Annotated in this window: 11 protein-coding genes; 5 read left to right on the top strand and 6 right to left on the bottom strand. The window is 72.0% G+C overall.

Annotated elements, in window-relative coordinates:
• Positions 1–2 precede the first annotated feature (2 nt).
• Positions 3–1,463 (bottom strand): aldehyde dehydrogenase family protein, encoded by a 1,461-nt coding sequence (locus GTY47_RS02490; protein WP_010038079.1) that lies wholly within the window; start codon positions 1,461–1,463, stop codon positions 3–5.
• Between the two features lie 169 nt (positions 1,464–1,632).
• On the opposite strand from GTY47_RS02490, the gene GTY47_RS02485 reads away from it, so the two are divergent.
• Both GTY47_RS02485 and GTY47_RS02480 read left to right on the top strand, forming a co-directional pair.
• Positions 1,633–4,050 (top strand): SpoIIE family protein phosphatase, encoded by a 2,418-nt coding sequence (locus GTY47_RS02485; protein ID WP_010038078.1) that lies wholly within the window; start codon positions 1,633–1,635, stop codon positions 4,048–4,050.
• 115 nt (positions 4,051–4,165) lie between these two features.
• Positions 4,166–5,050 carry a Gfo/Idh/MocA family oxidoreductase gene (locus GTY47_RS02480; RefSeq protein ID WP_010038076.1) on the top strand — a complete coding sequence of 295 codons (885 nt, stop codon included), beginning with the start codon at positions 4,166–4,168 and terminating at the stop codon, positions 5,048–5,050.
• A gap of 20 nt (positions 5,051–5,070) precedes the next feature.
• On the opposite strand, the gene GTY47_RS02475 is transcribed toward GTY47_RS02480, so the two are convergent.
• Positions 5,071–5,958: a GNAT family N-acetyltransferase gene (locus tag GTY47_RS02475; protein ID WP_029181051.1), complete on the bottom strand. Its 888-nt coding sequence runs from the start codon at positions 5,956–5,958 to the stop codon at positions 5,071–5,073.
• Positions 5,959–6,203: 245 nt separating this feature from the next.
• On the opposite strand from GTY47_RS02475, the gene GTY47_RS02470 reads away from it, so the two are divergent.
• From GTY47_RS02470 to GTY47_RS02460, 3 genes are all read left to right on the top strand, one after another.
• Entirely contained in the window at positions 6,204–7,379 is a 1,176-nt protein-coding gene (locus GTY47_RS02470; protein ID WP_010038072.1) for a beta-1,3-glucanase family protein, read from the top strand.
• A gap of 194 nt (positions 7,380–7,573) precedes the next feature.
• Positions 7,574–8,596, top strand: coding sequence for a PP2C family protein-serine/threonine phosphatase (locus GTY47_RS02465; RefSeq protein WP_102515057.1), 1,023 nt, complete (start codon positions 7,574–7,576; stop codon positions 8,594–8,596).
• Between the two features lie 177 nt (positions 8,597–8,773).
• The gene (locus tag GTY47_RS02460) at positions 8,774–8,980 is read left to right on the top strand and encodes a hypothetical protein (RefSeq protein WP_010038066.1); all 207 of its coding nucleotides are present in this window, start codon (positions 8,774–8,776) and stop codon (positions 8,978–8,980) included.
• Between the two features lie 15 nt (positions 8,981–8,995).
• Here GTY47_RS02460 and GTY47_RS02455 read toward each other — a convergent pair whose 3' ends face one another.
• From GTY47_RS02455 to GTY47_RS02440, 4 genes are all read right to left on the bottom strand, one after another.
• Complete coding sequence (locus tag GTY47_RS02455; RefSeq protein WP_029181049.1) at positions 8,996–9,487, bottom strand: DUF5709 domain-containing protein; 492 nt, start codon at positions 9,485–9,487, stop codon at positions 8,996–8,998.
• A 132-nt stretch (positions 9,488–9,619) separates the two neighbouring features.
• Positions 9,620–10,780 (bottom strand): HoxN/HupN/NixA family nickel/cobalt transporter, encoded by a 1,161-nt coding sequence (locus GTY47_RS02450; protein WP_029181048.1) that lies wholly within the window; start codon positions 10,778–10,780, stop codon positions 9,620–9,622.
• Between the two features lie 152 nt (positions 10,781–10,932).
• On the bottom strand, positions 10,933–11,781 hold the full coding sequence (gene prcB / locus GTY47_RS02445) for a proteasome subunit beta (RefSeq protein ID WP_010038062.1): 849 nt from the start codon (positions 11,779–11,781) through the stop codon (positions 10,933–10,935).
• 109 nt (positions 11,782–11,890) lie between these two features.
• A complete protein-coding gene (locus GTY47_RS02440; RefSeq protein WP_029181047.1) occupies positions 11,891–13,384 on the bottom strand; it encodes a hypothetical protein in 1,494 nt (497 codons plus the stop codon).
• Positions 13,385–13,451 lie beyond the last annotated feature (67 nt).

Raw genomic sequence — 13,451 nt, 5'->3', positions numbered from 1 at the left:
TGTCACACCGGTCCGGGTGCCGTCAGCCAGCGCCACTGGGTGAACTCCTCCAGACTGGCTGAGCCGCCGATGCGGGAGCCGTTGCCGGAGAGGCCCATGCCTCCGAAGGGGGCGTTCGCGGCGTCCTTGGCCGAGACGTCGTTGATGTGGACCATGCCGGTGCGCAGTTGCTCGGCGACAGCGGTCGCCCTCTGTACGGAGCCGGAGTGCACGGCGGCCGTCAGGCCGTACGCGGTGTCGTTGGCGATCTCGATGGCCTCCGCCTCGCGGTGAAAGGGAATGACAGGCGCGACGGGACCGAAGATCTCCTCGGTGAACGCGGGCATGGCCCGGTCGACGCGGTCCAGGACGGTGGGTGGGTAGAAGAGTCCGTCGCGTCGGCCGCCCGTGAGCACCCGTGCCCCGCCGGCCACGCTCTCGTCGACGATGCGCTCGATCCTGGTGGCCAGCCGCTCGCTGATGATCGGGCCGATGCTGACGCCCTCCACGCGGGGGTCACCGACGCGCAGGGTCCGCGCGTGTCCGACCAGCGCGTCGGTGTACGCCTCGACCAGATCGGCATGGACCAGGTGGCGGCCGGCGGCGACGCACGCCTGTCCCTGGTATCCGAAGGTGCTCACGGCTCCGGCCAAGGCGGCCGCGTCCACATCGGCGTCCTCGAGCACGACGAGCGAGTTCTTGCCGCCCAGCTCCAGGGCGACCCGCTTCAGCCCCTCACCCGCCACACCGGCCACGACGCGTCCGACCTCGGCGGAACCGGTGAACGCAACCATGGCGACATGGGGGTCTGCCGCGACCGCCTGCCCGGTCTCCGCGCCGCCCGGCAAGACCTGCAGCACTCCGTCGGGCAGTCCGGCGTCCTCGAAGAGCCGCGCAACGAGGACACCCCCGGACACCGGAGTGAGTGGGTCCGGCTTGAGCAGCACGGTGTTGCCCAGCGCCAGTGCGGGCGCCAGCGCGCGCACCGCGAAGAGCAGCGGTGCGTTCCACGGGTTGATGACGCCGACGACACCGAGGGGCACCCGCCACGCCAGACTCGTTCCACCGGGGGTCTGCGGGGTCAGGACCTCACCTGGGGGGCGGGACGCCAGTCCCACGGCGTGCGTCAGTTGGGCGAGGGCAGCGGTGATCTCGTAGTCACCCTTGGCGGGGACACCGGCTGACTCACGGACGATCCAGTCGCGGAAGGTAGCGCTGTGTTCACGCAGGGCGGAGGATGCGCGCAGCAGGACATCGATGCGGTCGGAAGGAGCCGCCGCGGCCCAGTCTCCGGCGGCCTGGGCGGCCCGTGCACCGGCCCGAGCGACGTCCACGGAGGAGGCGACGCCGACTTCGGCCAGCGCATGTCCCGTGGCCGGTTCGATCACCTGGAGTGTGCCGCCCTCGGATTCGCGCCAGCCCGCGCTGTAGATCTTCCCGGTCCACTCGACCGGGTCCGGCCATGTCTTGCCGTTGCCCGTCATGGGGCCGCCCTCCGTCCGGGGTCGGTGCCGCCGTCCTGGCATGAGGACCCATACACGTCTGTCTGTCACTCTTGTTGTCTAGTGTCGTAATGGTGAAGATGCGGTGCACCTCGGGTTCAGGGCGGTCCTGGACAGCAGGCCCATGGCGGGAGCGAGGGCAGATGACGTGATGACCGGATCCGCGTCCGCCTGGGACGACGGCGCGAGCGCTTGGTCGCAAGAACGTGTCGACGGTGCGGCGACGGCCAGGGTCGTCGTCGACGATCTCGGTGTCGTGACCGCCTGGAACGAAGGGGCGCGGCGGCTGCTCGGTTACCGGGCCCCCGAGGTGGTCGGCCGGAAGGCCGCCGCGCTTCTCGCGGACGCCGCTCCGACCGATGCGTTGAACTCGCTGACCGGCCTGCGGAGGTGGAGCGGGACCGCGACACTGCTGCACCGGGACGGGCATCGCCTCACCATCGGCCTGCTGGCCCATCATCGGGAGATCGACGGGGACGACTGGCTGCTGGTGTCACCGGTGGTCAGACCGGCACCGACGCCTGAGGACGATGCGTTCGTGCGGCGCAGTTTCGCCCAGGCTCCCTACACGATGGCTCTGTACGACACCGGACTGCGGTTGCGGTGGGCGAACGCCGACATGGAACGTGTGATGGGCCTGTCCGAACAGGAGATGCGCGGCCTGCGGGTGACGGAGATCGTCCTCGACCCGGAGAGCGAACGGGCCGAGCAGGGCATGCGAACCGCCCTGGAGACGGGTTGCCTCCAGGAGCTCGGAGCCGCGCTGCACCTTGCCGGCCATGAGCGGGAAAGCCTGTGGTCTGTGTCCCTCGTCCCTGTCCGGGGCTCCGACGGGCGACTCGAGGGTGTCCTGCTGTCGGCACACGACGTGACGGAGCAGAACCTCGCACGGCAGCGCCTGGTCCTGGTCAACGACGCCAGCCTGCGGATCGGCAGCACTCTCGACCTGCCCCGTACCGCTCAGGAACTCGCCGACGTGGCCGTCCCACGGTTCGCCGACTTCGTCACGGTCGATCTCCTGCCGTCGATCGAGGGGGGTGAGGATCCGCCGCAGGGTTCTCCGCGCGGTCCGGTGATGCTGCGCCGGGTCGCCTGTCAGTCGGTGCTGGAGGGCTGCCCCGAAGCCGTGGTGGCGCTCGGGACGGTAGCGGCCTATCCCGAGGGCTCCACCGCGGCGGAGTGCCTGGCCGCGGAGCGGCCACTCATCGAGCACGTCACGCCCGCCGCCCTGGAGGATCTGGGCCGGACGGCGCCGGAGCGGGCCGAACGCATGCGGCGGTTCGGGTTCCACTCGGTGCTGGCGGTACCCATGCGTGCGCGTGGCCTCACCCTGGGCGTGGCCACGTTCTCCCGCCATCGCCGGCCCAAGCGCTTCGAGCAGGACGACCTGCTGCTGGGCCAGGAGATCACCGCTCGCGCCGCCGTGTGCATCGACAACGCCCGGCGGTACACCCGCGAGCGCGACACCTCCCTCACGTTGCAGAGCAGCCTGCTGCCGCAACGTATCCCCCAGCAGGCGGCTCTCGATGTCGCCTTCCGTTATCTGCCCGCCAGCGCCCGGGCCGGTGTCGGCGGTGACTGGTTCGACGTCATTCCGCTCTCCGGTGCCCGGGTCGCCCTGGTCGTCGGTGACGTCGTGGGTCACGGCGTTCAGGCGTCGGCGACCATGGGGCGGCTGCGCACCGCCGTACGCACACTGGCCGATGTCGACCTTCCGCCCGACGAGTTGCTGACCCACCTCGATGACCTGGTCAACCATGCTGCCGGCGGCGACGCCATGACCCCGCTCGACAGCGACATCGGGGCCACCTGTCTGTACGCCGTCTACGACCCCGTTTCGCGCCACTGCACGATCGCCCGCGCGGGCCACCCCGGGCCGGCCCTTGTGACACCTGACGGCACGGTCGAGTTCCTCGAGGTTCCGGCAGGCCCTCCCCTCGGCCTGGGCGGCCTGCCCTTCGAGTCGACCGAGCTGGAGTTGGCTGAGGGCAGCCTTCTCGTCCTCTTCACCGACGGGCTCGTCGAGGTCCGCGGCCGTGACATCGACGTAGGGATCGCCGCGATGCGCGAGGCGCTGCGGCAACCGGCTCCGGATCTGGAGGCCAGGTGCGATGCCCTGCTGCGCACCTTGCTCGCGGATCGCCCCTCCGATGATGTGGCGCTCCTCGTGGCCCGCACCCGAGCCCTCGACGCCTCGCACGTGGCGACCTGGCAGGTGCCGCCGGATCCCGCCGCAGTCGCCGAGGTGCGCAAGGCCGCTTGCCGACAGCTGTCCGAGTGGGGGTTGGACGATGCCGTGTTCGTCACCGAGTTGGTCGTCAGCGAACTGGTCACCAACGCCATCCGGTACGGTCGGCCTCCCATCGAGCTCAGACTGATCTACGACCGCACCCTCATCTGTGAGGTTTCGGACGGCAGCAGTACCGCGCCCCACCTGCGCCGGGCCCATGGCTTCGACGAAGGTGGACGCGGGTTGCTTCTTGTCGCTCAGCTCACCCAGGGCTGGGGGTCCCGCCAGGTGACCAACGGCAAGACCATTTGGGCTGAGCAGTCTCTTCCCGGCGACTGAGCCGCGAAGGGAGCCTGGACTCCCCTGCGGCCGGTTCCGTATGACACGCTCTTCGGCGAGCGGGCGGCCGGGGAAGGGCCGTCGGCTGTCCAGGGCACCGTGGAGAGGCGGCGGCATGCGCATAGGACTGCTCGGCACCGGCCCATGGGCGCAGATGGCCCACGCACCCGCCCTGAGCGGGCACGGCGAACTCGACTTCGCCGGGGTGTGGGGACGCCGCCCCGAAGCGGCGAAGGAGCTGGCGGAGCGGCACGGTGTCCGGGCGTACGACGACGTGGACGCGCTGTTCGCCGACGTGGACGCGGTCGCCGTGGCGCTGCCTCCCGAGGTGCAGGCCGGGCTCGCCGCGCGGGCGGCACGGGCCGGGTGTCATCTGCTGCTCGACAAGCCCCTGGCGGCGACGGTGGAGCAGGGGCGGGCGGTGGTCGGGGCCGTCGAGGAGGCCGGAGTCGCCTCGGTCGTGTTCTTCACGGCGCGCTTCCAGAGCGAGCCGGACGCCTGGATCACCGAGCAGGCGGCTGTGCCGGGTTGGTTCACGGGTCGGGCGCAGTGGCTCGGCGCGGTGTTCAGCAGCGAGAGCTCCTTCGCCACGCCGTGGCGGCGGGAGAAGGGCGCCCTGTGGGACGTCGGGCCGCACGCCCTGTCCGTCCTGCTGCCGGTGCTCGGCGACGTGCGGCGCGTGACGGCGGCGGCGTACGGCCCCGGGGACACCGCCCATGTCGTCCTGGACCACACCGGCGGCGCGTCGAGCACCCTCACCCTGAGCCTGACGGCACCGCCCGCCGCGTCCGGTGCCGCCGTGGAACTCTTCGGGGAGGCCGGGGTAGCGGTCCTGCCGGAGAGCTCCGAGGGAGCGGTCCCCGCGCTGGTGCGAGCCGTGGACGCCCTGCTGGCCGCCGCCCGGACCGGCCGCCCGCACGCGTGCGACGCTGCGTTCGGCCTGCGGGTCACGGAGATCCTGTCGGCGGCCGACGCCCTGCTGAACGTCGGCGGGCGTTAGTCCTTCAACACGGCCGGCTCCTACGCCGGTTCGAAGTTGAGGCGTTCCCTGACCACCGGGAAACCGGCCTTGGCGAAGTTCGCGGCCATGGGGAAGTTGCCCTGGTCCGTGGCGGCCGCGACGAACTCGGCACCCCGCTCGGCCAGGAAGTGGGTGCACTCGGCCAGCAGGTCGTAGGCGTAGCCGCGGCCCCGCTGTTCGGGCAGGACTCCGATGAAGCCTATGCACGGGCCCGACGGGTTGTGGGCCGGGATGTGGATGCCGACCGGTTCGCCCTGCGGTGTGGCGGCGACCTGCCACCACTCGCGGGGCGACGGGCACCAGCGGAAGAAGTCGAGTTCCTCCTGGGCTGCCCGGTCGACTCCGCCCTGCTCGACGGCTCTCAGCGCGTGGGCGTCCAGCGTGACGGAGTGGATGCGCCGCAGCGCGTCGAAGAACACGGCGTCGTCCGGTTCGGCACGGAACACCAGGCGCCCGGGCCGCTCGGGCAGACCGCGGTCGGGCGTCCACCGGTACAACAGGCGTTCCACCAGGAGGTCGTAGCCGGCCTTCCGTGCGGCGGTGATACGGGTCTCGGCCGCGGCGCGCAGGGCCGGGTCGTCACGCCAGTTCGCGGGCGCATTCAGTTCCAGTTCCACCTGCCAGGGGGCCGAGCGCAGGAGTGCGGCGCCCGCCTCCTCCTCACCTTCCGCCACGTCGAACCAGTTGAGGTTGACGGGCTCGGTGTCGTCGGGGCCGCCCCACCAGGCGCCGCGGGCCACGACCTTGCCGTCGCGCAGGGCCACCCGCTTCCAGTCGGGGCGATGCCGGGTCAGCCGGTGGCCCTCACGGGCGCCCAGAGGATCGGGCAGGGTGTCGAAGAGATCGGCGTCGCTCGCGTCGAGCGCGCGGATGACCACATCGGTCAAGGAATTCCTCCGGGATGCGTGCTGCGGAGAGCCATCGCTTTCCGACGCGCCTTAAGTGGCCCATAAGAGCCGGTTAAGCGATCAACGGTGTCCCCAAGTGGCGGCTTCCGCAAGGGATTTCTGCATGGCGGACGGGTTGGCGAGGGCACGGCCCCTCCGTAGCATCCGTCACACGGATCCGCGTGAGAGCGCTCTCAAACCAACCGACGACCCGCACCCCCCCGTACGACAAGGAGACCCCCCACATGACTCCTCATCACCGACACCCGCTCGCCCGCCGCACGCTCCTCGCCGGTCTCGGCGGCGCGGTGGTCGCCGCGATGGCCCCCCGGGCGGTCGGGAACACGGCCGCACCGAAGGCGGCGGCCGCTCTCCCCCTGACGCTCGTCAACAACAGCGGATCCTTCGGCAACGCGAGCGTCCACGTCTACGTCGTGGGCAACGCGGACGGCCGGCAGGTACGTCTCACGCCCGAGGGCACGCCGGCCCCGGTGGCCCTGTCGGACAACGGGCCCGACGGCTTCACCGACTACGCGATCCCCCTGGCCGGCAGCGGTGAGACACGGCTGTCCCTGCCGTACATGTCGGGCCGGATCTACGTGTCGCTGGGCGCGAAGCTCAAGTTCAAGGTCGTCGTGGACGGGGCGGGCCGGCCGGCGCTCCAGTACCCCGCCGGCTGGGTGCCGTCCGACCCCGGCTACGGGGTGCTGCACGACTGCGCCGAATTCACGTACAACGCGTCGGGGATGTTCTGCAACACCACCATGGTCGACATGTTCAGCGTGCCGCTGAGCATCCGGCTGACCGGCGCGAAGGACCAGACCACGGGCACGCTGCGGGACGGAGGCCGGGCGGCCGCGTTCGCCGCCGTGCGGGAGGTGCCGGAGTTCGCGCGACTCGTCGTGGACGACACCCGGATCATCGCCCCCGGGCACGGCCTGGACGCCGGTCTGTTCGCCGAGGACTACTTCGCGCCCTACATCGACGAGGTGTGGAGCACGTACACCGGCAAGGACCTGAAGGTGGCCACCAACGCCGGTACGTTCACCGGCCGGGTGCGCGGTGAGCGGCTGTCCTTCACCGGGCCCGCCGAGGTCTCCTTCGGCAAGCCGTCCACCCGGGACGTGCTGTTCTGCGACGGTGCCCTCGCCGCTCCCAACGACGGGACGACGGGGCCGGTCGCCGCGGTCCTGGGCGCCGGTTTCAACCGCTCGACGCTGGTGAGCTCCGCCGCCCAGCCGACGACCGACGCCGCGTCCTTCTACCGGACCGGCCTCACCAACCACTACGCCAAGGCCATGCACGCGGCCGCGCGGGACGGCAAGGCGTACGGCTTCGCCTTCGACGACGTGGCCGACTTCGCCTCGTACGTCCAGGACACGGCGCCGACGGGGCTGCGGCTGACGCTCACGCCGTTCTAGCGGGCGCGCACGCCCCTGCGGGCTGACGCTCGCACCGTCCGCGTGCGTCGCCCGGTGGGGCGTAGCAGCGTGGTGGTGTGAGCAGTGCGCGCGCCCGGCTGCCGCGCCGGGCCGGGGGCCGTGACCGGAACCTGGACCGGCACCCGGACCGGCGGGGCTGGCTGCGCGGTGCACCGCCGCCGGTCTGGGCGCGGGTGCTGCCGTCCGTACTGCTGGCGGGTGTCTGCGCGGCTGAGCTGATCAGTCCGGAGCCGCTCGACATCGGCTTCCTGCTGGGCGCGATCCCGCCGCTGGCCGTGCTGGCGCACGGGCCGGTCGTGACGGCGGTGCTCGGTGCGCTGGCGATGGTCGTGCTGACGGTTCCGGTCTTCCGTCTGAACGACCCCGGCAGCACCGATCTCCTGACCGTGTGCTTCGTCGCGGTGCTGAGCGTGCTGCTGTCGTACGTGCGCAGCAGGCGTGACGCGCAGCTGGTCACCGAGCGGGCCGTCGCCGAGGCCGCGCAGCGGGCCGTGGTGCCGCCGCTGCCGGAGCGGGTCGGGCCGGTGCGGTGCGCGGGACTGTACCGGGCCGCGCAGAGCGGGACGCTGGTCGGGGGCGACTTCTTCGACGTACGCGCGGGCCCCCACGGCGTACGGGCGGTCATGGGCGATGTGCAGGGGCACGGGCTGTCGGCGGTGGCGACGGTCGCGTCGCTGCTGGGGGCGTTCCGGGAGGCGGTGCTGGACCAGCCGGATCCGGAGGCGGTGGCGGCCCGGCTCGACCGGAGGCTGGCGGTGGACTCCGCGGGCGAGCCGCACGGCGAGCTGTTCGCGACGGCGGTGCTGCTGGACTTCTCCGCCGACGCGGGTGTGGTGCGGATCGTGGCGTGCGGGCAGTCCGGGCCGTTGCTGTTGCGGGACGGGCGGGCCGTGGAGCTGGACGTCGAACCGGGCATGCCGCTGGGGCTGGGCCTCGCCGAGGCCAGTGCGCCGAGGGTCGTCTCGGTGCGGCTGCGGGCCGGCGACCGGCTGTTCCTCGCGTCCGACGGTGTCACCGAGGCCAGGGACGCGGGCGGGGTCTTCTATCCCCTGGCCGAGCGGCTGCCGGGCCTTGCCCACGAGGATCCCGCCGGGCTGGCGGAGCGGGTGTGGACCGACCTCGTCCGCCACTGCCCGGATGTGCGGGACGACGTCACGATGCTCGTGCTGGCGCCCCGCCCGCGGGGCGTGTCCTGACGGCGGCGGCTCACCGGCAGGCTTCCCACCTGCTTGCGTCGGGTTGTGGGAGGGGGTTCCGCTGCCGGGGGCGGAGCTCTCCGGATGCACGCCGGGCTCTCGCGGTGAATGGTGATATCGGACCGGTTTTTCAGCACCGGGGCCGCACCAGCGATCCGGACCCTAGGAGCAGAGAACATGTCGACTTCACAGCCCCACGCGTCCCGGCCGCCCGAGGACCGCGCCACCCCGGACCGCCTGCTCCACGCCCGCACCGGCACCGACGTGTCGCCGGAGGACCTCGTCCTCGCCTCGGGCAAGGACCTCACCCCGCGCAACCTGGAATGGGCCAAGCGCAAGCTGGCGGCGGAGGGCCCGGCCGCGCTGGAGAAGCTGCTGCCGTAGCCCCCCGGCCGCGGGTCACGCCCGGTCGTCGTCCTCCGGCAGGACGCTGTCGTCCTCCACCACGTGTACCGCGGCCTCCTCCGCACCGGCCGCACCCCCGTCGATACCGATGTCCGTGGCGACGGTCTCCTTCGTCGTGTCTGGGTGGGCGCCCTCGTCCGGGGCGACCAGGCGGCCCGCACGGACGGTGCCGGCCTCGGGGTCGACCGGCTCGCCGTCGCTGTCGGGGGTGTCGCCCACACCGTCCCCGGCCGGCTCGGCGGACACGTCGGGGACCTCCTGGGAGAGCCGGTCGTCGAGGGTCTCGCCCTCGTGCTGCTCGGCGGCGGTCGTGCCGCGCTTGGTGACGCCGAGCGGCTTCTCCGGCGGGGAGTAGCCCTCGTCGAGGGTGTCGTCGTAGGTCCGTTCGTCGACGGCGTCCTGGAGGTCCAGAGGCGCGGCGTCCTCCTGCTCCTCGTTGCTCCCGGTGGGCTGGTACGCGTCGTCCGCCATCGGCTCGGGGCGCATCGGTTCCGTGCCCATCACTTCTGCCTCCCTGTCGCGCTGCGTCGACTCGTTCGTCTCTCGTGCCCGTTCCGCGTTTCCCGTTACGCGGGCTCTAACCTCGTCGGACGCCGTCGGGTCGCCCGTCCGTCGCCGTCATGGACCGACGCCGCGCCCCGGCCCCGCCAGGCCACCCGTCCACCTCTCCTCGATGCGGCCGAGCCTCCACACCAGCAGCGCGACGACCCAGGTGGCGACGAACAGCGCTACGACGACGTACCCCAGGACGTTGAGGTCGAGGCCGGAGATCCAGTTCCAGAAGGGGCCGTGCAGGCCGAGCTGCTCCACGAGCAGACCGAGGAGTTCGACGGTCCCGATGAGCAGGGCCACGGCGACGGACAGGCCGGTGATCGTGAGGTTGTAGTAGACCTTGCGGACCGGCTTGGAGAAGGCCCAGCCGTAGGCGAAGTTCATGAAGGAGCCGTCGATGGTGTCGAGGAGGCACATCCCGGCGGCGAACAGCACGGGCAGGCACAGGATCGCGTACCAGGGCAGGCCGGACGCGGCGCCGGAGCCGGCCAGCACGAGCAGGGCGATCTCGGTGGCGGTGTCGAAGCCGAGGCCGAACAGCAGACCCAGCGGGTACATCTGCCCGGGCTTGGAGACCGACTTCATGACGCGGCCCAGGAGCCGGTTCATGAAGCCGCGGTTGTTCAGTTGCTCCTCCAGGGCGGCCTCGTCGTAGTGGCCCGAGCGCATGCTGCGGAACACCTTCCAGATGCCGGTGAGAATGACGAGGTTGACGGCCGCGATGAGGTAGAGGAACGTCCCGGAGACGGTCGTGCCGATCAGACCGGTGACGTCGTGCAGCGAGGAGCCGCCGTCGCGGACCGGCCCGGCCAGGGTCTTCACGCCGAGGGTGAGCAGGAAGGACAGGGCGAAGACGACGCTGGAGTGGCCGAGGGAGAACCAGAAGCCGACCGACAGCGGCCGCTGCCCCTCGCCCATCAGCTTGCGGGTGGTGTTGTCGATGGCGGCGATGTGGTCGGCGTCGAAGGCGTGCCGCATGCCGAGCGTGTACGCGGTGACGCCGATGCCGACGCCGAAGGTCTGTGTGCCGATGGTGCGGTGCTCGGGGGCGACGATCGCGACAAGGGTGAACCAGCCGATCACGTGCAGGGCCACGATGACCGCGGCCATCCCCCCGACCCTGGTCCACTCCTGCCGCGTCATGGAGGCACGGACGCGGTGCCGGGCCGCGCGCTGGGCGACAGCCGGGGCGGGGAGGGGCGGAGTGGACTCAGGGGCGGCCGTCATCGGGGGGAAGGTCTTTCTGTCGGACGGACGGCTGCGGGGAACAGCCTCGTGCCATCCTCCGGTACCTGCAACATGTGTGCAGTAAAGCCGGCGACAGGTCTTGCCCATGGAACCGAAAACTCCGCCGGAGCCGGGCGCCCCGAGGCGGGGTGTCACACCGCGGCGTTCGGTCCGTCCGGCCGGCTGCGGCGCTGCTCGACCATCTCGCGGCTGAGCTCCTCCGTCTCCGCCTCCGGCAACCGCTCGTAGCCGTTCTCGGTGATGACGGACACGATGGGGTAGATGCGGCGGGTGAGGTCCGGGCCGCCGGTCGCCGAGTCGTCGTCGGCCGCGTCGTACAGCGCCTGGAGCGCGGCCAAGGCGGCCTCGCGCCGGGACATGCCGGGACGGAACAGTTTCTTCAACGCGCCCCGGGCGTACGGCGAGCCGGAGCCTTCGGCGTGGAAGCCGAACTTCTCGTAGCGGCCGCCGGCGACGTCGAAGCCGAAGATGCGGCCGCGCCCGCCCTCGGGAGCCGCGGGGTCGTAGCCGGCGAGCAGCGGGACGACGGCGAGACCCTGCATGGCCTGGCCCAGGTTGCCCCGGATCATCGTGGCCAGCCGGGTCGCCTTCGCGGCGAGGGTCATGGGGATGCCCTCTACCTTCTCGAAGTGGGTCAGCTCGACCTGGTAGAGCTTCACCAGGTCGAGTGCCAGCCCGACGGAACCGGCGAAGGCCACCGCGGTGTGGTCGTCGGCGGGTTGCACCTTCTCCAGGTCCCGCTGGGCGATGAGATTGCCCATCGTCGCCCGCCGGTCGCCCGCGATCAGCACGCCGTCGCCGAAGGTGAGGGCCAGCACGGTCGTGCCGTGCGGGGCGCCCTCGGCACGGACGCCGTCCGGGAGGATCCGGCGGGTGCCCAGCAGTTCGGGGCGGTGGGCCGCCAGGAACTCGGTGAAGGACGAGGAGCCCGGTGTGAAGAACTCCTCCCCCAGCCGGCCCTCGTGGTCGATCCCCGCCATGGCGTTCCCCCCTCGTCCGTGACCGTCAACCCGTCCGCGACCGTCAACCGACTCCTACCTGAACGGGGCACGCGGGAAACGCGAGTTGGGGCAGGACTGCCGTACGGCGTCAGGGGCCGGTCCGCTGTGGGGGTGGTGCGACGCGGATGTCCAGGTCCGAGATCCGGTGGACGGGCCAGGTACGGGCGTAGCGGGGCGGGGTGCCGCCGGCCGGTGTGATGTGGGCGACCGGGAGACGGTCCGCGGTGCGCAGGATGTCGGCCACCGTGGTGTTCTCGTTGTGGCCGGAGGTCGCGCCCGAGGAGCAGCCGGTGTAGTAGCCGATCGGGATGGCCTCGTGGCCGGTGAGCAGGCAGGGCGGGCGGACGCCGAGGCGGTGCAGCGCTCCTGCGGTGCGGTCCCAGTCGCGGCGGCTCTCGGTGTTGCGGGAGACGGTGCTCTCCAGGACGGCGATCTGCGCCGCCAGATGCCCGGCCAGGCCGAGCGCGACCAGGGCGGCGGCCACCGGTCGCCACGTCCGGTCCGGGGTCCGGGCCAGGTGCCACAGGGCGTCGGCGACCGGGATCGCGAGCAGCGCGTAGGCCGGCTGGAGGAAGCGGGGCGCCGCGTAGCCGATCATGAACAGGTACGGCAGTGCGGCCGTGGCGGCGCAGGCCAGCGGGACCAGGGTCCGTTCCAGGCGCCGGGCCCGGGCCGCGACGAGCAGGCCGAGGCCGGCGAGGACGGGCAGGGTGAACCACCAGACGGTGACCAGGGGGTTGGGCATCGCCCCGGTGCACGGCCGGCACAGGGCCCGTCCGCCCAGGCTGCGCAGTTGGTCGTCGACGGCGATCTGCCAGCCCAGCCCGCCCTGGATGCGGGAAGCGTCAGACAGCCGCTGCCCGAGACCGCCGTGGCCGACGTAGGCCTCGATCACCCATTCGACGGCGCCGGCCGCGAGGCCTGCCACGAGCACGAGGAGGAGCCGCCAGTGGCGGCGCACCAGGGCGAGGACGAGCAGCGGCAGGGTCACCCAGACCGCGTCGGTGGGCCGCATCCACGCCATGAGGGCGGCGCCCGCGGCGACGCCCCACAGCTCCGCCCGGGCGGAAGGTTCCGCCCGGGCCCGCAGGAAGCAGCCCACGCTGATCAGGGCGCCGATCGCGACCCAGTAGTTGGGCATGGCCTGCGGACCGTAGAAGAGGGTCACCCACAGGGAGGCGAAGAGGGCGCCGCCGACGGCCAGGACCCGGGTCGGGAACAGGCCCCGCCAGGCGCGCAGGGCCAGGTAGAGGGCGAGGCCGGACAGCAGGGCGAGGTAGACGCGCAGCAGCGGCGTGGACGACGACCAGGACGCGATCGGCGCCACGAGCAGGGAGACGCCCCGGGAGCGCGGTGCGCTGAAGAAGGCCGCCGGAGTGTGGGAGGTGACCTGGCTGACGTAGACGATCTCGTCCCAGCCCAGGCCGAGGACGGGCCGCACGAGGACCAGTTGCGCGACGGTGAAGGCGGCGGCCACCGCGGCGAGCGGTCCGTCGACACCTCGCCTGCGGCTGGTGCCCGACGCAGCCGTCCGTTCGCGTCTTCGCCTACGAACGAGAATGGCGTTCGCGCCGTCGGACATCGTCCACCCCTTACCCCTGCGCGTCGCAGGGCCGCAACGACCTCCAGTGCCCGCAGGCCGAACATGG

Origin of the sequence: Streptomyces sp. SID5464 (assembly GCF_009862985.1) — a bacterium.
Classification (GTDB): Bacteria; Actinomycetota; Actinomycetes; order Streptomycetales; family Streptomycetaceae; genus Streptomyces; species Streptomyces chartreusis_D.
This window is presented reverse-complemented; position numbering and strand designations above follow the sequence as displayed.

Bases quoted from the DNA above. Each gene is read 5' to 3' on its own strand.
- GTY47_RS02450 (WP_029181048.1), bottom strand. From the start codon at position 10,780: ATGACGGCCGCCCCTGAGTCCACTCCGCCCCTCCCCGCCCCGGCTGTC.
- GTY47_RS02480 (WP_010038076.1), top strand. From the start codon at position 4,166: ATGCGCATAGGACTGCTCGGCACCGGCCCATGGGCGCAGATGGCCCAC.
- GTY47_RS02455 (WP_029181049.1), bottom strand. From the start codon at position 9,487: ATGCGCCCCGAGCCGATGGCGGACGACGCGTACCAGCCCACCGGGAGC.
- prcB (WP_010038062.1), bottom strand. From the start codon at position 11,781: ATGGCGGGGATCGACCACGAGGGCCGGCTGGGGGAGGAGTTCTTCACA.
- GTY47_RS02460 (WP_010038066.1), top strand. From the start codon at position 8,774: ATGTCGACTTCACAGCCCCACGCGTCCCGGCCGCCCGAGGACCGCGCC.
- GTY47_RS02440 (WP_029181047.1), bottom strand. From the start codon at position 13,384: ATGTCCGACGGCGCGAACGCCATTCTCGTTCGTAGGCGAAGACGCGAA.
- GTY47_RS02485 (WP_010038078.1), top strand. From the start codon at position 1,633: ATGACCGGATCCGCGTCCGCCTGGGACGACGGCGCGAGCGCTTGGTCG.
- GTY47_RS02490 (WP_010038079.1), bottom strand. From the start codon at position 1,463: ATGACGGGCAACGGCAAGACATGGCCGGACCCGGTCGAGTGGACCGGG.
- GTY47_RS02470 (WP_010038072.1), top strand. From the start codon at position 6,204: ATGACTCCTCATCACCGACACCCGCTCGCCCGCCGCACGCTCCTCGCC.